Origin of the sequence: Hanstruepera neustonica (genome assembly GCF_002895005.1) — a bacterium.
Classification (GTDB): domain Bacteria; phylum Bacteroidota; class Bacteroidia; order Flavobacteriales; family Flavobacteriaceae; genus Hanstruepera; species Hanstruepera neustonica.
The window spans coordinates 301,141-322,251 of record NZ_POWF01000001.1 but is presented as its reverse complement, the minus strand read 5'-3'; the positions used below and the strand labels follow the sequence as shown (position 1 = coordinate 322,251).

The 21,111-nt window shown below is 35.4% G+C and carries 17 protein-coding genes and 1 tRNA gene; 9 read left to right on the top strand and 9 right to left on the bottom strand.

Going from position 1 to position 21,111, the window contains the following annotated elements; all coding sequences use genetic code 11:
• Positions 1-59: 59 nt before the first annotated feature.
• Complete coding sequence (locus C1T31_RS01500; RefSeq protein WP_103050693.1) at positions 60-650, top strand: riboflavin synthase; 591 nt, start codon at positions 60-62, stop codon at positions 648-650.
• A 9-nt stretch (positions 651-659) separates the two neighbouring features.
• Here C1T31_RS01500 and C1T31_RS14235 read toward each other — a convergent pair whose 3' ends face one another.
• The 3 genes from C1T31_RS14235 to mce all read right to left on the bottom strand — a co-directional run bounded on the left by C1T31_RS14235 (position 660) and on the right by mce (position 1,709).
• Positions 660-851 (bottom strand): PID-CTERM protein-sorting domain-containing protein, encoded by a 192-nt coding sequence (locus tag C1T31_RS14235; protein ID WP_103050692.1) that lies wholly within the window; start codon positions 849-851, stop codon positions 660-662.
• 299 nt (positions 852-1,150) lie between these two features.
• A tRNA-Ile gene (locus tag C1T31_RS01490) sits at positions 1,151-1,224 on the bottom strand.
• A gap of 80 nt (positions 1,225-1,304) precedes the next feature.
• On the bottom strand, positions 1,305-1,709 hold the full coding sequence (gene mce, locus C1T31_RS01485) for a methylmalonyl-CoA epimerase (RefSeq protein ID WP_103050691.1): 405 nt from the start codon (positions 1,707-1,709) through the stop codon (positions 1,305-1,307).
• Positions 1,710-1,803: 94 nt separating this feature from the next.
• Here mce and rbfA point away from each other — a divergent pair, with 94 nt between their 5' ends.
• Together rbfA and C1T31_RS01475 are read left to right on the top strand one after the other, a co-directional pair.
• Entirely contained in the window at positions 1,804-2,199 is a 396-nt protein-coding gene (gene rbfA, locus C1T31_RS01480) for a 30S ribosome-binding factor RbfA (RefSeq protein WP_103050690.1), read from the top strand.
• Entirely contained in the window at positions 2,200-3,414 is a 1,215-nt protein-coding gene (locus tag C1T31_RS01475) for an ABC transporter permease (protein ID WP_103050689.1), read from the top strand. It abuts the gene before it with no gap.
• On the opposite strand, the gene dusB is transcribed toward C1T31_RS01475, so the two are convergent.
• Both dusB and C1T31_RS01465 read right to left on the bottom strand, forming a co-directional pair.
• Positions 3,402-4,394: a tRNA dihydrouridine synthase DusB gene (dusB, locus tag C1T31_RS01470; protein WP_103050688.1), complete on the bottom strand. Its 993-nt coding sequence runs from the start codon at positions 4,392-4,394 to the stop codon at positions 3,402-3,404. The genes C1T31_RS01475 and dusB overlap by 13 nt on opposite strands.
• Positions 4,395-4,398: 4 nt before the next feature.
• On the bottom strand, positions 4,399-5,622 hold the full coding sequence (locus tag C1T31_RS01465; protein WP_103050687.1) for a M28 family peptidase: 1,224 nt from the start codon (positions 5,620-5,622) through the stop codon (positions 4,399-4,401).
• Positions 5,623-5,684: 62 nt separating this feature from the next.
• Here C1T31_RS01465 and C1T31_RS01460 point away from each other — a divergent pair, with 62 nt between their 5' ends.
• On the top strand, positions 5,685-6,782 hold the full coding sequence (locus tag C1T31_RS01460) for a TolB family protein (protein WP_103050686.1): 1,098 nt from the start codon (positions 5,685-5,687) through the stop codon (positions 6,780-6,782).
• On the opposite strand, the gene C1T31_RS01455 is transcribed toward C1T31_RS01460, so the two are convergent.
• Positions 6,779-9,205 carry a TonB-dependent receptor domain-containing protein gene (locus C1T31_RS01455; RefSeq protein WP_103050685.1) on the bottom strand — a complete coding sequence of 809 codons (2,427 nt, stop codon included), beginning with the start codon at positions 9,203-9,205 and terminating at the stop codon, positions 6,779-6,781. The two genes, C1T31_RS01460 and C1T31_RS01455, sit on opposite strands and share 4 nt — an antisense overlap.
• Positions 9,206-9,364: 159 nt before the next feature.
• On the opposite strand from C1T31_RS01455, the gene lepA reads away from it, so the two are divergent.
• Positions 9,365-11,161: a translation elongation factor 4 gene (gene lepA / locus C1T31_RS01450; RefSeq protein WP_103050684.1), complete on the top strand. Its 1,797-nt coding sequence runs from the start codon at positions 9,365-9,367 to the stop codon at positions 11,159-11,161.
• Here lepA and C1T31_RS01445 read toward each other — a convergent pair.
• Positions 11,158-12,999 (bottom strand): cation:proton antiporter, encoded by a 1,842-nt coding sequence (locus tag C1T31_RS01445; RefSeq protein ID WP_103050683.1) that lies wholly within the window; start codon positions 12,997-12,999, stop codon positions 11,158-11,160. The two genes, lepA and C1T31_RS01445, sit on opposite strands and share 4 nt — an antisense overlap.
• A gap of 117 nt (positions 13,000-13,116) precedes the next feature.
• Here C1T31_RS01445 and C1T31_RS01440 point away from each other — a divergent pair, with 117 nt between their 5' ends.
• The 4 genes from C1T31_RS01440 (at position 13,117) to C1T31_RS01425 (ending at position 18,040) form a co-directional block, all read left to right on the top strand.
• Positions 13,117-13,983 carry an MBL fold metallo-hydrolase gene (locus C1T31_RS01440; protein ID WP_103050682.1) on the top strand — a complete coding sequence of 289 codons (867 nt, stop codon included), beginning with the start codon at positions 13,117-13,119 and terminating at the stop codon, positions 13,981-13,983.
• Positions 13,984-13,995: 12 nt separating this feature from the next.
• The gene (locus C1T31_RS01435) at positions 13,996-15,603 is read left to right on the top strand and encodes a S8 family peptidase (protein WP_103050681.1); all 1,608 of its coding nucleotides are present in this window, start codon (positions 13,996-13,998) and stop codon (positions 15,601-15,603) included.
• Positions 15,604-15,668: 65 nt separating this feature from the next.
• The gene (locus tag C1T31_RS01430; RefSeq protein WP_103050680.1) at positions 15,669-17,465 is read left to right on the top strand and encodes a M1 family metallopeptidase; all 1,797 of its coding nucleotides are present in this window, start codon (positions 15,669-15,671) and stop codon (positions 17,463-17,465) included.
• A gap of 65 nt (positions 17,466-17,530) precedes the next feature.
• A complete protein-coding gene (locus C1T31_RS01425) occupies positions 17,531-18,040 on the top strand; it encodes a hypothetical protein (protein WP_123912612.1) in 510 nt (169 codons plus the stop codon).
• Here C1T31_RS01425 and C1T31_RS01420 read toward each other — a convergent pair whose 3' ends face one another.
• Both C1T31_RS01420 and C1T31_RS01415 read right to left on the bottom strand, forming a co-directional pair.
• Positions 18,041-19,243 (bottom strand): succinylglutamate desuccinylase/aspartoacylase family protein, encoded by a 1,203-nt coding sequence (locus C1T31_RS01420; RefSeq protein ID WP_103050678.1) that lies wholly within the window; start codon positions 19,241-19,243, stop codon positions 18,041-18,043.
• A 7-nt stretch (positions 19,244-19,250) separates the two neighbouring features.
• The gene (locus C1T31_RS01415) at positions 19,251-21,101 is read right to left on the bottom strand and encodes a CBS domain-containing protein (protein ID WP_103050677.1); all 1,851 of its coding nucleotides are present in this window, start codon (positions 21,099-21,101) and stop codon (positions 19,251-19,253) included.
• Positions 21,102-21,111: the final 10 nt, after the last annotated feature.

Below are 21,111 nucleotides of genomic sequence, written 5' to 3'. Positions count from 1 at the left end.
ATATTGTGACTTAAGTTTGTAATTTTGTTGAAGCAAATTTAACCAAATAATCCATATAGATGTTTACAGGAATTATTGAAACAATAGGTGTAGTTAGAATGTTGAAAAAGGAACAGTCTAATTTACATGTAACCATCGAATCAAATATCGCCCAGGAGCTTAAAATAGACCAAAGCGTGTCCCATAATGGTGTTTGCCTAACAGTTGTTTCCGTAGAGGGTAATCGTTACACGGTAACCGCTATTGAAGAAACATTGCAAAAAACGACCATTGGCAAACTTAAATTAGGTGATCCGGTAAATTTAGAGCGTGGCATGAAATTAACCGATAGGTTAGACGGACATATTGTTCAAGGTCATGTAGACCAAACAGCCATTTGCGAAAGTGTTGAGGAAGCAGATGGAAGTTGGATTTTTACATTTTCGTATGATGATCGCTTACATAATATAACCATTGAAAAAGGATCTATTACCATAAATGGAGTTAGTCTAACAGTTGTCAACTCACAAAAGAACGCGTTCAGTGTTGCTATAATTCCTTATACATTTGAACACACTACTTTCAAGTATCTTAAGCCAACAGACGAGGTCAATCTGGAGTTTGATGTAATAGGAAAATATGTAAAAAGGCTCTTTCTGGATAATAAATAGGATCTCTAATTATTTAGATCTCAAAGACCTGAATACCCCATAAAATAAGCCGGCAATTAATGTGAATATAACACCGCCATCAATCGGTAAACCTGGCGGAGGAGGTGGTTGTGGTGGAGGTGGGCCAGTTTGGGCCACGCATACAAAACTTATTAGCAAAAATAAGATTGAGGCAACTATTTTTCTGTTTTGTACTTTCATCAGTCCGTAAATGTATAAAAAAAAGCCATTTAACAAAATAAAAATGCTTTATATCATCTTTAAATAACAAAAAAACTCGACAAAAAGCTCTTTTCAGATAATCCTAATTTCAATAGCATTTTGAAATGCCAAATATATGTTTTTTTGTCATAAATAAAAGAAAAAAATTGCTGTCCAATTGATTTAACTAATTGTTTTGTTGCTATTTAAAAACACATACGAAAAATTTTAAAACTTGGTTTTTTTAAAATTCTAAAAACAAAATGACCCTCCAAAGTTTTGAAGGGTCATTTTTTTTGTGGTCCCACCTGGGCTCGAACCAGGGACTTTCTGATTATGAGTCAGATACTCTAACCAACTGAGTTATAGGACCTAATTAGCGAGAAGCTAATGACTCTTTTCCTAAAAAGAGTGTGCAATATTACTACATATTTTAAAACCCTACAAGCATTTTTAGTCCTTTATATCCTGACATAACTCCACGAGAACACCGTTTGTGGATTTTGGATGTAAAAAAGCTACTAACTTATTATCAGCTCCCTTTTTAGGGGTTTTGTTTAACACAGTAAAACCTTCACCTTGTAATCTTAAAATTTCAGCTTCAATATCATCGACATCAAAAGCGATATGGTGTATGCCTTCACCGCGCTTTTCAATAAATTTTGCAATAGGGCTATCTGGATTGGTGGCTTCTAGAAGCTCGATTTTATTTTCACCAACCTGGAAAAAAGAAGTGTTCACGCCTTCACTGGTCACCTCTTCAATTTTATAATGTGCCTTACCAAACAACTTGCTAAATAAATCGTTAGACTTTTTAATATCTTTTACCGCAATACCTATATGTTCAATTTTATTCATGAATTGTTAAGTTACTAATTTTGATGGTAAAAGTAAGATAATCTTCAAATATCCGTTACTTTTGTATCATCGTTTCTTAAAATTGAAACTTATTATGGAAGAAAGTCAAAGGCAAAAAAAAATAGCATCTGTTTTACAGCGTGATCTAGTCGATATTTTACAAAAGGCGGCTACTCAAGGTGGAATGCAGGGTGTTTTAATTTCTGTTTCGAAAGTTTCGGTAACCGTTGACTTATCAATTGGCAAGGTATATTTAAGCATTTTTCCAAACAACAAAGCCAAAGAGTTAATTGAAGGGATACGTTCAAATGCTTCTAAAATAAGGCATGAGCTGGCACAAAGAACCAAAAATCAGTTGCGAAGAATGCCGCAATTAGAGTTTTTTGTTGACGACTCTTTGGAGTATATTGATAATATTGAAAAATCATTAAAAGGAACAGACAATCCTATAACAGATCCTGATCTTTTGGATAAACGCAAAAAATCATAATTGAATTTTTCCTTATATATAGCCAAACGATATTTGCTTTCAAAAAGCAGTAACAATGCTATAAATTTTATTACTATCATTGCCGCTATCAGTGTTATTATTGGCGCATTGTCCCTTTTTGTCGTACTATCTGGTTTTGCCGGACTTAAAGATTTCACCCTGGAATTTACTTCATTGATTGACCCTGACTTGAAGGCGGAATCTGCAGTTGGTAAATCCTTTAATATAACCCCCTCTGAACTAAATGCCCTCAAGACTGACGACAATATTCTTGACTTTTCAAAAGTTGTTGAAGAACGTGTTTTAATTTCTTATGAAGAAAAGAGCTATCCTGATGCATTTGTTAAGGGTGTCGATTCTAATTATCAATTGGTAAATGCCGTTGATTCCATTGTACCTCTTGGAAGTTGGTTTTCAGAACAATCCAATCAAATAGTAGTTGGTTGGGGTATTTCCAATCGCTTATCAATTGGTGTTATAGACTATGGTAAAACAGTTGATTTGTATATTCCTAAACCTGGAAAGGGTCAAATAACCGATATTCAAACAGCCTTTAATTCCGTAAAGGCGATAAATGTTGGTGTCTTTGATGTAAACGAAACATTGAATGACAAATACGTATTTATGCCAATTGAAATGGCACAACATCTGACAGGGTACAATGAAGATCAAGTTTCTGCCATTGAATTTAGATTAAAAGACCCAGGTAATGAAGCCGAAGTCAGAGCGAAAATCCTGAGTATTTTGGGAGACAAAATTGTTTTAAAGAACAAATCGGAATTAAATGATGCACTCCATAAAATGCTCAACACAGAAAATTTAGCAGTTTACTTAATTTTCACTTTGATCCTTATTATTGCACTTTTTAATGTAATAGGATCCATCATCATGATGATTCTTGATAAAAAGAAAACATTACATACCCTAAATAATTTAGGGGCTACACTGTCAGATATTAAAAAGATTTTCTTTTTACAAGGCAGTATGATGGCTGTTTTTGGTGGATTTATAGGCTTGATTTTAGGGCTGATATTAGTTTGGTTACAAGAAACTTTTGGATTAGTTATGTTGACACCCTCCCTTCCCTATCCTATGGCCATCAAAATTGAGAACGTTGTTATCGTTTTTATAACAATTTCTATACTTGGTGTCGGTGCCTCAAAAATAGCCTCCTCAAGAATTACTAAAAGTTTGGTTTATAGTCAGGCAAATTGATAGTCAGAAAAATTTGCAAGTACATCATCAAATGCCTGAAAGACATCTTTTGAATCGTCACTTGTAACCATTTGCATTCTATATTCCTTAAAGTTTGGAATACCTTTAAAATAGTTGGTGTAATGCCTTCTGGTTTCAAAAACCCCTAACTTTTCACCTTTCCAATCAATGGCCATTTGTAGGTGTCTTCTGGCTGCTTCAACACGTTCTTGAAGTGAGATGGGTGATAAGTGTTCGCCTGTTTTAAAAAAATGTTTCACCTGTTTAAAAAACCATGGGTTTCCAATTGTGGCTCGACCAATCATACAGCCATCCAATCCATAACTGTCTCGCATTTCCATGGCTCGCTCTGGGCAATCAACATCACCATTACCAAAAACAGGGATGTGCATTCTTGGGTTGTTTTTCACTTCGGCAATTGGTTTCCAGTCGGCATTGCCTTTGTACATTTGAGCTCGAGTTCTTCCATGTATGGCAATGGCCTTACAGCCCACATCTTGCAACCGTTCGGCAACCTCAACAATTTTAATGGAGTCGTGATCCCATCCTAGACGCGTTTTTACGGTCACTGGAAGATTGGTTCGTTTTACCATTTCTGCTGTGAGTTGTTCCATCAAGCAAACATCCTTCAAAATACCTGCTCCTGCGCCTTTGCTAACTACTTTTTTTACTGGACAACCAAAGTTAATGTCTATAATATCTGGGTTGGACTTTTCAACAATGTCAATGGTTTGGAGCATGCTATCTAAATTTGCGCCAAATATTTGGATGCCAACAGGGCGTTCTTTCTCGTAGATATCCAACTTCATCACGCTCTTTGCAGCATTGCGAATTAACCCTTCACTGGATACAAATTCAGTATACACCACATCGGCACCTTGCTCCTTGCACAATGCACGGAACGGTGGATCGCTAACGTCTTCCATTGGCGCCAATAGCAAAGGAAAATCAGGAAGCTCTATGTCACCGATTTTAACCAAGCTCTTAAAATTTTAAATCTATATCCAAAGTATCTCCTTTTCGTTCCACGCGTACATTTGTAGAATCACCTTCCTTAAATACAGAAAGTGCACGCATGTAACTCATCATGTCTACAATGGCACTATCACCTAATTTAATAACAATATCACCTTTTTGTAAACCCGCTTTTTGAGCCGGCTTATCTTCGCTCACACCATCAATGCGCATACCTTTTCCATCAAACATGTAATCAGGTACAACTCCTAAACCAACTTTAAAACGTGGCGTTTCTTCACTTTCATTTTTTGTTTTTCTGAAAGCTAATTTGCCATTATCATTCAAATCAGTGATAATTTCAAAAATATAATTTGAAATGGTTTCCATTCCTTCATAATTCAACTTATCAGAATCATCACTAGGTTTATGATAATCTTCGTGCTGACCAGTAAAGAAATGCATTACTGGAATATCGGCTAAATAAAATGATGTGTGGTCACTTGGCCCCACACCTGATTCTTTTTCTATAAGTTTAAACTTGTCATTGTGTGAATTTAAAACCTGTTTAAAAATAGGCGACGTTCCAGTACCATAAACCGCTAGAGTACTATCCTGTTTGAGTCTACCCACCATATCCATATTTATCATATAACTCACCGCCTTGGTGTCAATGGTTGGGTTTTTAACAAAGTAATTAGACCCCAACAAACCCATTTCTTCACCTGAAAAAGCCATAAACAAATAATTATTAGCTGTATTGGTTTCTTTTAGTTTACTCGCTAAATTCAGCATAACGGCAACACCACTGGCGTTATCATCTGCTCCGTTGTGGATGGCTTTTTCGCCTTTGTACAATGATCCGTCACCACCATAACCTAAATGATCATAATGTGCGCCTATAATTATGGTGTTATCGGCCTTATTATCAATATATCCTAAAACATTGGTTCCTGTTATAGTACCATCTTCTGCCATGGTTGTAAACGACACCTCGCTATGAGGATCTGTTTTAGGTTTAAAGCTAAATGCCTGATAGTAGTCTGAAGTGCCACTGGGCTGCAAACCCAATTCTTTAAAGCGTTTGGCAATATAAGCCGCGGCTTCCTGCTCGCCAGCTGTTCCTGTTTGACGACCTTCAAGTTTGTCGTCTGCTAAAAAAGTAACATCTTCCTTAATCTTATTTTCTGGTTTATAGTCTTTTTTACAACCTAATAGCGTTATAAAAAGTACCAATAGCGATATTTTCTTCATGTTAATAATCTTATTTTTGGCGAAATTACAGAATAATTGCCACTTTTTGACAAGGAAAACGCATGAGAACTTATTTTTATATTTTTATTTTATTAATTACCGTTTCTTGTAAGACCGATAACTCAAAAACAGCCGATGCTAATTCCGGCGCTACAAAATGGGTTGACTCTTTGATATATCCTGAAGAAAAACACTTTAAATCCATCAAGCAAATTACATTTGGTGGTGATAATGCTGAAGCCTACTGGAGCTTTGATGATAAACAAATTGTTTTTCAATCCAATAATACTGGCTGGAATGTGAGTTGTGATCAGATGTTTTTAATGCAAGCTGATGATGTCTTTGAAGATCATATGCCTCCAATGGTAAGTACTGGCAAAGGCCGTACAACATGTGCCTATTTCTTGCCTGATAATGAACATATTATATACGCCTCGACTCATTTAGGGGGAGATGAGTGCCCAGAAACACCTTTGCGAAAAAACGGTAAATATATTTGGCCTATTTATGATACCTACGACATTTTTGTTGCGGATTTACAAGGCAATATTACGGCTCAGCTGACCAATGAAGAAGGTTATGATGCAGAACCGACAGTATCGCCAAAAGGTGATAAAATTGTATTTACCTCAACTCGAAACGGTGATATTGATCTATACACTATGAATCTGGATGGGAGTGATGTAAAACAAATTACTTTTGAACTAGGATATGATGGTGGTGCCTTCTTTTCGCCTGATGGAACAAAAATTATCTTTCGCTCATCAAGACCAAAAACAGAAGAAGAAATCAAAGAATATAAAGAATTATTAGCCGAAGGATTGGTTCAACCAACTGAAATGGAATTATATATCTGCAATGCTGATGGTAGTGATTTACGTCAATTAACCAATTTAGGAAATGCCAACTGGAGTCCATTTTTTCACCCTAGTGGAGAAAAAATACTGTTTTCATCAAATTTTGAATCCGAAAGAGGCTTCCCGTTTAATTTATATTTAATTGATATTGATGGAAAGAACTTGGAGCGTGTTACCCATAGTGAAACGTTCGATGCGTTTCCGGTGTTTTCTAACGATGGAAAAAAGTTGATATTCTCCTCAAACCGAAACAACGGTGGCGGCCACGATACCAATTTGTTCATTGCGGAATGGCAAGACTAATTGCCTGATTTTTCCAATCGGTCTCGTTCGGCTTTATCTTTGCTTCTTTGGTTGGTTTCCAAACCTGTGTTTCCAAATTTGTAGCTGAAGCCTAGTTTTATAAATCTATTATCCTGATTTAAAAACCTAGAGTTATCCTGCCTCAAGTACTTGGTGGTGACTTTAAAGTCCTGCTTATTAAACAAATCACCTGCAGATAAAGTTATTGCACCACGATCTTTAAAAATAGTTTTCTTTATTGATAATTCACTGAACAACCTTCCGTCAACAACCTGAAAACCTTGTTGGTTTTTGCCCATGAAAATCAGCGATAAATTAGCAGATAGGCTATTGTCTTTTAAAAATGACCAAGCATTGCTCAATTCAGTATAATTAGACCATCGATCTCTATTAAGTACGTTGTTATTGATAGTTGCTTCCTCCTCAATATTATAAACAGATGTCACAAAATAGACATTCCATTTTTGAGTGATATCGAAAAAGGTGTAAAAGTCAAATCCATATTCAATGGTCGTGCTTAAGTTGGTGGGTGTATAAATCAACAAATTATTATCGTTGTCTTGCAAAGGAAGCTCCATAAAACTGGCGTCGGTGTTTTTGTAATAAGTCTGTACAAAAAACCGACTGTTTAATGAGATGCCAAATTCAACATAGTCCGTTATTGCTGGCTGTAAATTAGGATTCCCAGTTACAATGGTGTTATCATTCAAGTAAAACCTAAATGGATTCAAAGACTGGTAGTCTGGTCTTTCGATACTTCTTTTGTAATTGGAATAAAAATTCATTTTTTCAGAAGCTTGATAACTAACATTTGCCGTTGGAAACCAGTTAAAATAATCTTGGGTTAAGGTGTTGTTAGTTACTAAAGATTTGCCTTCAATATTAGACTGTTCAACCCGTAAACCCAAACTCAAATCAAACTTTTCCCAACTCTTTTCAAATTCTGCATAAGCCCCAATGACGCTTTCCTTGTAGTCAAAAGCATTTGAGTTATTGGGATCAAAAATCGTATTACCATTTTCTATGTCAAACTGATTGATTTCACTATCGGTATTCACAAAAGAGCCTTTTGCGCCAAACGATAACGACCCAGTGTTTTCTGATATTGGTAAACTATAATCTGCTTGAGCGGTATTGATTAAGGTGTTTTGTTTAGAAGTCGTTTCAAAGGCATTGGAGAAATTCAAATTACTATCATTAAAATAGTAATTACTATTAACTTTCTGGTCTCTATTATAATCATAAGTGGTTAAGTGGACATTTAGAGACAATTTACTGTCATTATTGAAATGACTTACATAATCCAAATCAAAACCCAAATTGTATTTGTCATCACTAGAATTATTCACATTATCAAAATTATAGAGCCTATTATAATTGGGGTCAAAAACATTTGTTTGGCCATTAATGACATAATCAAATTTCGGGAGAAACAACAAATTAGATGAAAAGCTTAAGGTGTTATTGTCATTAATAAAATAGTCAAAATTGGTATTTATGGTATGGGTTTGCGATTTGGTTACTCTGTCGAAATCAGAATCCCAACGCTCGTAAATGGCATCGTTGTTGTCAATAAAATTCACCTGTTCATCACTCACGCGGCCTATTTTATCGTTATTATAGCTATAACTTGCAAATACATTTATTTTATTGTTTTTATAAAAATTGGTGATTCCAGCATTATATCTAGGGTAAAACCCTTGCGTATAATTGGTGAAAATGGTACCTCGATAACCAGCAATAAGGTTTCGCCCCATCACAATGTTAATTACAATACCATCAGAAGCATCATATTTTGCGCCAGGATTAGTAATAACCTCAACAGACTTTATACTGTTGGCTGGTGATCCCTCTAATAAGTTCATAAGTTCATTACTAGATAACTGAACTTTTCTGTCGTTGATATAGACAGTGGGTGTCGTATTTTTTACGGAAATAGATCCATCTAAAACAAGAACTCCCGGTGTGCTTCTAACAACTTCCAAAACATTTCCCTCGCTTAATGCGGTATTTTCTACATTAAACACCAATCGATCTGCCTCCTTTTTGATTGTTGGCTTTTTTGCAATAATCGAAATTTCATCTAATGATTCAGCTGACTCCTGAAGAATAATATCCCCAACATCTAAGCTAGTGTTTTCAATGGTAATATTTTTATCATGTTCTCCATAGCCAATAAAACTCGTTCTTAATAAATAACTGTTTGGATCAATATGCTCTATAAGGAAAAAACCCTTGTCATTAGAAGTAGTTCCTTTGATTGCTGTTGAATCGGTTTTGGATAACAGGACTATATTGGCAAAAGAAATGGGATTACCTTGTGTATCAATAACAAATCCCGAAACAGAAAAATCTTGACTAAAAGCTGACGCACCAGCTAAGACGCTTATAATGAGTAAGCAAATTTTTATTTTAAGATTCATCGAGTTAGTTTGGAAATGCAATATAAAAATAGTTTTAAACTTTTGTTTACGGATTTACCGTAAATCAAAATACTGCAATATTGTTGGTTAGAAATATTTAAAGCATAATAAAACAATTATATTTGCAAACTATTTACAGTTTATGCTTGGTAGCAGATTATGAAGAACATTAGAAATTTTTGCATCATTGCGCATATTGATCATGGGAAAAGTACCTTGGCCGACCGTTTGTTGGACTTTACAGGTTCCGTAACTGACCGTGAAAAGCAGGACCAATTATTGGATAATATGGACTTGGAGCGTGAGCGTGGTATTACCATTAAATCACATGCGATTCAAATGGATTATATGCACAATGGCGAGCAATATGTATTAAACTTAATTGATACTCCAGGGCATGTTGATTTTTCCTATGAAGTATCGCGTTCTATTGCTGCTTGTGAGGGTGCTTTGCTGATTGTTGATGCCGCGCAGAGTATTCAGGCACAAACTATCTCAAATTTATATTTGGCATTGGAAAATGACTTGGAAATTATTCCCGTGCTTAACAAAATAGATTTGCCAAGCGCTAATCCCGAAGAAGTAACCGATGATATTGTAGATTTGTTAGGTTGCGACCCTTCAGAAGTCATACCTGCCAGTGCCAAAACTGGTTTGGGTATTGAAGACATATTAACGGCTATTATTGAACGTGTTCCAGCCCCAAAAGGCAATGTTGATGAGCCACTTCAAGCGCTGATTTTTGATTCTGTTTACAATCCATTCCGTGGTGTTGAAACCTACTTCAGGGTTATAAATGGTTCCATTAAAAAAGGACAGCATATTAAATTTATTGCTACTGGAAAAAGTTATTATGCTGATGAAGTTGGAACCTTGAAATTAAAACAGCTTCCAAAAAATGAGATTAAGGCTGGAGACGTTGGCTACCTAATTACTGGAATTAAGGAAGCCAAAGAAGTTAAAGTTGGTGATACGATTACGGATGCTAAAGAGCCTACTAAAAATGCCATAAGTGGATTTGAAGATGTAAAACCCATGGTGTTTGCTGGAATTTATCCAGTTGACACAGAGGATTATGAGGATTTAAGAGCATCCATGGAAAAGCTTCAGTTGAATGATGCCTCTTTGGTTTTTCAACCAGAAAGTTCAGCTGCACTAGGTTTTGGTTTTCGTTGTGGATTTTTAGGCATGCTACACCTGGAAATTATTCAAGAACGTTTGGAGCGTGAATTCGACATGACGGTCATTACGACTGTACCTAACGTGTCTTACCATGCATTTACAAATAAAAATCCTGATGATATTATTATTGTCAACAATCCAACGGATTTGCCCGATCCTTCAACCTTGAACCGTGTTGAGGAGCCTTATATCAAAGCAACAATTATTACCAAGGCAGATTTTGTTGGTTCGGTCATGAGCTTATGCATTGAAAAGCGCGGTCAAATAAAAAACCAAACCTATCTTACACCTGAACGCGTTGAATTGAGTTTTGATATGCCTCTAGCTGAAATAGTATTTGATTTTTACGATAGGTTGAAAACTGTTTCCAAAGGTTATGCGTCTTTTGACTATTCTCCAATCGGCATGCGAGCTTCAAAATTGGTTCGAGTTGATATTTTATTGAATTCACAACAAGTTGACGCCCTTTCAGCATTAATACATGCTGATAATGCTTACAATATTGGTAAAAAGATGTGCGAGAAATTAAAAGAATTGATTCCGCGTCAACAATTTGATATACCTATACAGGCAGCTATTGGTGCAAAAATTATTTCAAGAGAAACTATCAAAGCTTTACGTAAAGATGTCACTGCCAAGTGTTACGGTGGTGATATCTCCAGAAAACGAAAGCTATTGGAAAAACAGAAAAAGGGTAAAAAGAAAATGCGTCAAGTGGGTAATGTTGAAATACCGCAACAAGCATTTATGGCTGTTTTAAAACTGAACGACTAATTGTTGTCTTCATCACTGTTTAATAGTTTTCCAAGGTAAACCAGACTGCAGTTATCATTGATCTTATTGGTATCCTTATTATAGGACGAAATAATGTGAAGCTCCCCTTCTTTGTCTTTCACGAATAGTGGGACAATATCGTCGTCGTTGTTGGTTATTTCTATTAACCTATCGTAGTGATCCTTATCCCTAATCGGTATTTCGTTGATAAGCGGATTTTTACGGGTTACCTCTGTTAGTTTTATAAAATCGTCTGTATGAGAAAATAGGCCTTCCTTTGGATTGTCCTCACTATTTTTCATTTCGTCTCGAGTAACCAATCTAAAGCTACCGTTCTCACCAAATTGTTTGCTAAACTTATTGATAGCATATTTGTTAATATCGGAATTAGCTGTCATAGCCATTAAATAACCAACATCACTCAATTCAATATTATCTGTAAGAGTTTCAGAGTATATGTTGACATTCAATGCCTCAAGCCCGAGCTCTAAAGATTTATTGATATTAGTTTGATTACTGTCAATGAGAACCACATGTCTTCCATTGGATTCCAAATAATGACCTATAACACGAGCAAATTTAGAAGCTCCAATAATTAAAATACCTTCACTTTTTGTTAAGAAAACGCCCAAAATTTTGGCTACAAATCGAGCCGTTGTAGCATTTAACAATACTGTTCCCAAAACAATCATGAACACCAAAGGCGTGATATATTCGGCCCCTTCAACACCTTGTTTAATAAGTTTGGTTCCAAAAAGCGATGCGATTCCTGCAGCTACAATACCTCTTGGACCAACCCAGCTAATGAACGTTTTTTCGTTTGTCTTCAATTTTGAACCCGTGGTGCTTAAAAAAACAGCCAAAGGTCTTATTATAAAAACCACAATGGCAAATAAAACTGCCGTATTCCAATTATATAAAAGCATCAAGTCATCAACACTAATATTGGCCGCTAACAAAATGAACAATATTGAAATCAACAAGACACTTAATGACTCTTTAAAATAAAGTAATTCTTTTCGGTTTTGAAGTTGGCTGTTACCTAATACCATGCCCATGACAACAACGGCTAATAAACCAGATTCATGCGCAAATACATCAGACTCAACAAAAACCAATAGTACCGTTGATAATGAAACCACATTCAATAAATAATGCGGAATGAGATTTCTGTTTATGACAAACTTTAAGGCATGGGCAAAGGTAAATCCGAAGGTTGTTCCAAAAAGAATAATCTTTCCAAATTCTATAAATGCCGTTTTAGTAAAACCACTATCGCCACCAACACTTATAAATTCAAAGACTAAAACCGCAACCAGTGCGCCTATTGGATCAATTAAAATGCCTTCCCATTTTAAAACAGCCGACACGTCTTTTTTCAGCGGAATATTTCGTAAAATAGGTGTTATTACTGTCGGACCAGTGACTATTATAAGGGCTGAAAATAAAAAACAAACTTCCCAACTTAAGTAGAAAACATAATGGGCAACAATGGCTCCTCCAAAAAAGGTTATTACAGATCCAAGAGTGATTAATTTCGTAATTACCGGACCAACATTTCTAATTTCATCACGCTTTAATGTCAAACCTCCCTCAAAAAGGATTACACTAATTGCTAATGATACAAAGTAATATAAACCGTCACCAGGAAATAGACCTTTTTCTCCATTCCAAATAGGTTCAATCCATTTTGTACCATCTTCTGATAAAAATTCAGCCGCAATAGGACCAACCAAAAGCCCAATTAAAATCAAAGGCAAAATTGCTGGTATTTTTAGTCGCCAAGCAACCCATTGTGCTAAAATTCCTAAAATGATTATTCCAGCTAATTCTATCATATCTTTTAATTTTTGTGAAAATACTAAATAATTACAATTTTGTCTAAATGTTAAAATGAAGTTATTGATTTAACATTCATTTCTTTAATATTAACACTTTTATTAATTTGCAAGACTATGAATTTATATCCTATAAACGCTGGAAATTTTAAACTTGATGGTGGTGCTATGTTTGGCGTGGTTCCAAAATCCCTTTGGCAACGAACCAATCCTGCTGACGCCAATAACATGATTGATATCGCTGCAAGATGTTTACTTATTGAATATGGTAATCGCCTGATCTTAATAGATACTGGAATGGGTGATAAACAAAGTGATAAATTCTTTGGCTACTATTATCTTTGGGGCAATGACACCATAGATAAATCTCTAAAAAAGTATGGTTTCCATAGACATGATATAACCGATGTCTTTATGACCCATTTACATTTTGATCACTGTGGTGGTAGTATTCAATGGAATAAGGATAGAACAGGTTATGAGCCTGCTTTTAAGAATGCTAGATTTTGGAGCAATAAAGACCATTGGAAATGGGCCACCCAACCCAACAAAAGGGAAAAAGCATCATTTTTAAAAGAAAATATTTTACCGATGGAAGAAAGTGGCCAATTGAACTTTACTGGTCTTCCAGAACTAGATGTGTTGAAGAATAGCGCTCTTGGTTTTGATATTTTTTTCGCAAATGGTCATACCGATAAACAAATGATTCCCATGATAAATTACAATGGTAAAACCATTTGTTTTATGGCAGACTTATTGCCAACAGCAGGACATTTACCAATTCCTTTTGTAATGGGCTACGATACTAGGCCTCTATTGACATTAGATGAAAAAGAAAAGTTCCTGCAAATGGCCGTGAATAATAATTATTACTTATTTTTGGAACACGATGCACATAATGAAATTATTACAGTAAAAAATACCGAAAAAGGCGTGCGTTTACAAGAAGTATTCAACTGTAATGAAGTTTTTAACTTAATATAATTAGAATTAAACATGAAATTAATTAAACCATTTTTATTGGCCTCCTTAACAGCTGTAGTGTTAACAAGTTGTGGTGGTGGGGCAGCAGTGATATCAACACCTATTGAAAATATTGATAACACACCGCTTAAAGAGTCTGAATTAACAGAAAATGAAAAACACACTTGGGGTCATTTAGACCTTGTTAAGGACACTATACCGGGAATGAGCGTTGACAAAGCTTACCAAGAAATAATTAAGGATAAGAAAGGAAAGACTGTTATTGTTGCTGTAATCGATTCTGGTATTGATATCGAACATGAAGATTTAGATGGAGTTGTTTGGACTAATGAAGATGAAATTCCTGGAAATGGGATAGATGATGATAAAAATGGTTACGTAGATGACATTCATGGTTGGAATTTTTTAGGAGATGCCTATGATGAGCAATTGGAGTTTGTTAGAATTATAGTTAAGGGTGATAAAACCAACCCTCAATATGATGCAGCAGTTGCTGAATATGAAGAAAAATATCAAGAAGCCATTAATAACAAACAGCGCTACGATCAAATTTATGAAATGGTGAAAAGTGCTGATGAAACCGTTGCTAATCATTTGAACAAAAAAGATTACACCAAAGAAGATGTTGCTGCCATTAAAACAGATGATGCCGCGGTAACGCAAGCTGTGGGAATGCTTCAAAGTATGTACGCAAGGGGTTTTGATAATTCAGAGGCAGTTCTAGAAGCTGTTAAAGGTGGTGTTGAATACTACACCGATCAATTGAATGCAAACCTAAACAAAGACTTAAAAGGAAGAAAAACAGGTGATGACCCTGATGACCTTTCGGATGTTGGCTATGGAAATGGTAATGTTTTGCCTTCTGAAAAAGGAGAAAGCCATGGGACTCATGTTGCTGGTATTATAGCCGCTGAACGTAATAATGGTAAGGGCATAAACGGTGTGGCAAACAATGTTCAAATTATGAGTTTAAGAGCAGTTCCAAATGGTGACGAATATGACAAAGATATAGCATTAGCTATTCGTTATGCTGTTGATAACGGTGCAAAAGTAATAAACGGAAGTTTTGGAAAGTACTACTCGCCTCATAGTGATTGGGTGAGAGATGCTATTGCTTACGCAGGCGATAACGATGTGCTTTTTATCAATGCTGCTGGAAATGAAGGTATTGACATTGACAAAAAAGATGTCTTTCCAAATGATGCTATTGGAACAGGGCCAGAAGTGTCTAACACCTTTATTACAGTTGGGGCTTTAGAGCCAAAATACGGGTCAGGTATGATTGCTGGTTTTTCAAATTATGGGAAATATAATGTAGATGTTTTTGCTCCAGGAGCTAAAGTGTATTCTACAACTCCTGAAAATGAATATGCCACTAAAGGAGGAACTTCTATGGCAGCTCCTGCCGTTGCTGGTGTAGCTGCATTGATTCGTTCTTATTATCCAAAACTATCGGCTGCCCAAGTAAAACAAATTATTTTAGATTCGGGACTACCAGTTAAAACAAATGTTGTTGTTGGTGGTGAACCTTCTGATGTTAGGCCATTTGCCGATTTAACAAAATCAGCTAAAATGGTTAATGCCTACAACGCATTAATTATGGCTAGCCAAACAAAATAAACATTTAAAAAACTTTAAAAATCCTATCCTCAAACGATAGGATTTTTTTTAAACACAATTCATCAATGAAAAATATTCTTTTTTCGGCCTTGGCCGCTGTTTTCATCCTTTCCTGTGCTGGTAGCGGTGATATTATTGCCCAAAACACTTCTGCTTCCAATACAGATTGTTATTGGCAACAACACGTTGACTATAAAATGGAAATTGACATGGATGTTGAATCCTATCAATATAAGGGGAAGCAAACTTTAGTCTATACCAACAACTCACCTGATGTTCTTAACCGTGTCTATTATCATTTATATTTCAATGCCTTCCAACCGGGTAGTGAAATGGACGTCCGCTCGAGAACCATTGCTGATCCTGACGGTCGTGTTGGTGATAGAATTAATAAACTTCAGCCCAATGAAATTGGTTTTATTAAAGTCAATTCCTTAAAACAAAATGGAACTGTCTTAAAACACGAAACCGTTGGGACTGTTTTAGAGGTTGAGTTGGCAAAGCCTATTCAATCCGGAGAATCAGTAACATTTGATATGGATTTTGATGCCCAAGTGCCTATTCAAATTCGCCGTTCAGGACGAAACAATAAAGAAGGTGTTGCGCTGTCAATGACACAATGGTATCCTAAATTAGCCGAATATGACTTTGAAGGCTGGCATGCCGACCCATACATAGGTCGTGAATTCCACGGTGTTTGGGGTGATTTTGATGTGAAATTGACCATAGATAAAGATTATGTTGTGGGAGGAACTGGCTACCTTCAAGATAATGTGAAATCAAAAGGGGATAAAAAAACCTTGCATTTTGTTGCGCCTAATGTTCATGACTTTACTTGGGCTGCTGATCCTGAATATATTCATGATACCATGCAAGTTCCTGATGGTCCTTTGCTTCATTTTTATTACAAAAGCACCTTGAATGATGAAAAGAAAGAAAACTGGAAAAAACTTCAGCCTAAAACCGTAGAGCTCATGCAATATTTCAGTGAAAACATTGGAAAGTATCCTTATGACCAATACTCTGTTATTCAGGGTGGTGATGGCGGCATGGAATATGCTATGTGTACTTTAATTACTGGCGACCGCTCATTTGGAAGTCTGGTTGGTGTCACAGCTCATGAAATGGCTCATACCTGGTTCCAGTTTTTGTTGGCAACAAATGAGGCTAAACACGAATGGATGGACGAAGGGTTTACAAGTTACATCAGTGATTATGCTATGAACGATATTATGGCTGAAGGCAAAGAAAACCCTACTGTAAATGCGTATAGAGGCTATCTTTATTTGGCTAAATCCGGAAAGGAACAACCACTGTCTACCCATGCTGATAGATATGAGTTCAACCAAGCTTATGGTATTTCAGCCTACAGCAAGGGAGAAGTCTTTTTAGCACAATTAGGTTATGTAATTGGTGAAGAAAATTTAAAGAAAACCATCAAAAAATACTTCAACGATTTTGCATTTAAACATCCAAGACCTATTGATATTATTCGTTCAGCTGAAAAAGTAACTAATTTTGAATTGGATTGGTATTTAATTGATTTTACACAAACTACCAATACCATTGATTATGCCGTTTCAAATGTTGAAGGCAAAACTGTGTCTTTAGAACGCATTGGTTTAATGCCAATGCCTTTAGATGTTAGGGTTACCTATACCGATGGAACCTCTGAAGACTATTACATCCCGTTACAGATGATGCGCGGTGAAAAACCAACATCCGCAACCATAATAGATGATTGGGCATGGGCCAATCCTAATTACTCCTTTGAGGTTTCTAAAGAGGTAAAAGCTGTAGAAATAGATCCAAAAAATTGGATGGCAGACATTAATCGAGATAATAACAAATTGGAAAAATAATGCCCAAAAAATTGCTTTTCGTTTTTTGTTTGATTTTTAATCTAGTTAGATCTCAAGATAAATCTGTGACTAGTGAGAATATTATTCAGTGGCAAGAAGGTTGCAAACTTGATATAAGCGATTTTCAAAAAGAACGTGACATTAATGACAGTTACACTTTCACAGCATATAAAATTGAATTCTATCCTTTAGAAGTTGTTGTTGATAGAAACGATTATATACAAGGTTATAAAGATTTGACTGTGGTTGCAGAGTTTCACATGAATGAATCCCATTTTCATCCCGATTATGAGGCTGACTTATTAAAGTTCGAACAACTAACGTTTGATATTGCTGAATTATTTGCCCGAAAAATTCGAAAAAAATTTGAGGAAATGAAAACTGAAAAAGAAAGAAGGTTTTCGGCGTATCAGTATGAATATAATGTTTTGCTTAAGGCCTGCAGAGCATATCAGTCTGAATTTAGAAAAGCAACAAATAGCGGTTGGGAGTCTCAAAAAGAAATAAATACTTGGGAAGCGAAAATTCACAATGAACTAAACGCGCTTCAAAAATATTCAATAAAGCCACTTTGACTAGTGGCTTTTTTTATACCATAATTCATGTTTGTACATGCTTTTTAACGAGGTTCGTTCTCGATTAAATAACATCAAATAATTTTTTTCAACGGTTTGACTTCTGTAACCCAATAAATGAAAAAATGATTTAGCAAAAAACCTGGCTATTTTCAAGTTAACCTGAAGTACTTTTTTTCGTTTGTCTTGCCATGAAACCCCGGGTAATAATACTAATACACCGTCAAATTTTAGGCGTCTCAAAATTTCGGAAAGCTTTAAAAAAACTGGTTTAATTTTCTGAATAATAAAAAACCCTTCTTTTCCCATTTTTTGATATAAAGGCATGAAAATACGGGCATTATATCGAGACCGGATTTCCCCATTTGAATCATGGGCTAATAACATGTTTTTAGTTATTATTTGAAAGCTTTTGAATCCTGGAGCCATTATAAAATTGTCATCTGGTTTTATGGAATGCAAATGCGTAATTTCAAATGTTTCATGAATACTATAACTCTGATCCTGAAGTTGTTTGTAGTAAATGGGAAATCCAACAATGGATTCTGATGACATGGCTTTTGAAAAAGCTAATGACAAATAGATAAATGACTCACAATTAATGATGGCTTCCTTATCAGTATGTTGTCCGGACTCAAAACCCAACGACACGTAGCCAAGTTCATTAATGTAACTTAACAAAGGACCCTCTAAATATTCCTCAATACCTAAAACAACAGGAACAGGAAATTGCTTTGCAAACTTTCTGTTGATTAGGGCATCATTAATTGTGATAAAAGGAATTGTTTTACTTGATGTGGTATGAAAATCAATAAAGTAAAAAGGGCCTGAATCTTTGTTTAAAATATCCTGAATAAGATCAAATATTTCTAACAATTCGGCCTCATCTGAATTAACAATGGTTTTACTTTTTATTTCTTCAATAGAGGCTTCTTTCCAAAGTCTATTTAAATCGTTATTCACATAACGCTTATTTGCCTCTAAAGCCGAAATATTTCCTGTTATTGCATAAAGCGTCCCTGAGATTTCTTTAGGGTTTATATGATTAAAAACTTTATGCAATGCGAAAACACCAGCTGTCTCATTACCATGAACACCACCAAAAAAAACCATGGTAGGCCCTTTTTTATGGCCGTTTATTTTACCTATTACTCTACCTGTTCTAATTGTTTTATCCAGCGCTTCGCTATATACTTCTATCATATTATATCTAAATGTCTTTTGAAGTAACTATTCCAATTAATTTGTTGTTTTTCAAAACAGGAAGACTATTAATCTTGTTTTTTGTCATCAATGATTGAGCTTCTTCCAGAGTCATCCACTCTGTTGCTGTTATTATGTGCTTTCGCATGATGGAATCAATAGTGATATTGTTTATGTTTTCATCGCTTATGTAACTTTCAACATCGTTCCATGACAGTAATCCAATTAATTCTTGTTTATCATTTATGACTGGCATATGATGGATATTTTTCCACATCATAATATTTAATACCAATTTCAAACTATCACTTTGCTCAACAGAAAATATATTGGTACTCATAACATGCTTTACCTTTCTGCTAGTTTTGAAGTCGCTTAAGGAATTATAATCCAATATACTCCAACTCCCAACCGGGTAATCCTTTTCTTGTTTTTCATACATACCAGCAACCAAAGCCTGTGCCGCAGCAAATGGTTTGTATTTATTTTGAAGTACTCTATAACTTTTAATCATCCATTGTGAGCCACAATGTGATTTAATCCGGTTTTCTATAATTGTTAAATATTTCTCTGCATCCTTTGGGGTAATTCCTGCTTTATAAAGTCCTTTGTAAGCCATTGGTAACAAAATATCCAATAACAACTTATGACTTGAAATATACTCGTTGTCCCAAATAAATTGTGTTCCCATGCCATATCGAGCAGCATTAAAAAAATTCGATTTCACGTCTTTAAAACACCATTTATTATGAATTTCTCTTAATGATTTAGGCTTTCCTAACATGAGACCAACCCAAAACATCATATTGGCAATTTCATCACTTGTGGTGGGTCCAGATGGAAGGTAGCGATTTTCTATGCGCAAATGTGGTTTACCGTCTCCTACTCCATAACAAACCCTATTCCATCTATAAACCGTTCCGTTATGTAAACTCAATGCTTTTAATTTTGGGATTTCTCCCGACTCTACCATATCCACACTATCCTTATCATACTCCGAAGTAACTAGGCTCCTAAATCTTGAAATACTGTCCCTAAAAATGTCAACCACGCTTCCTGTTTCCCAATCAGATCCGAAACTAACACGTGATTGTTTTTCATTAAGTAAAAATGAATTTGACCGTGTGTCCACACTTTGGGTAAACAACGCAATACGTGTTTCATTCCAAAGCTCTTTGCCAAACAACAATGGTGAATTAGCGCAAATACTTAAAACAGGTCCCGAAATAGCTTGAGCCCAATTATAATCATCAACAAAATTATCCGGGTGAATCTGTAAATGTGTTTGAAAACTGGTATTACAAGCTTCAAGCATAACTGAATCATGCAAGAGGTTAAGTTCATCAGTGCCTTTAATATGGATACTAAAATCTTGCTTTCTAGAATCTTTTATGGCTTCATTTAATACCTGATAGCGTTGTACTTTCGTCATGTAGTCTTCGGAAATGTGCTTCAATGAAAAAGTTGGTAAAATTCCCGTTAAAACAATTTTAGAGTCGTGTTTATCACAAACTGCCTTTGCTTTCTCTAAAAGTGTAACTAATTGCTCATGTAATTTTGAAAAACAATCGTTTTTTAATTCAAATGGATCCAGATTAATTTCTAAATTGAAACTACCAATCTCTGTAGTAAAATGATTGTCCTCTATTTCTGCTAATAAATCGAGTGAGTTATTGCATGGAAAAAAATCCCTATCAACCACACAAAATTCTTGTTCAGCGCCAATTCTAATGGGCTCTTTTTCAATCAACCCCTTTTCTAACATCATTTCCAGAGCCTCCAAATCTCTAGTAAGTTGATCAATAAATGCTGATTTTTCTTCTCTTGTTACAAGTCGCGTGACATTTAAATTACCCATACCGACAATA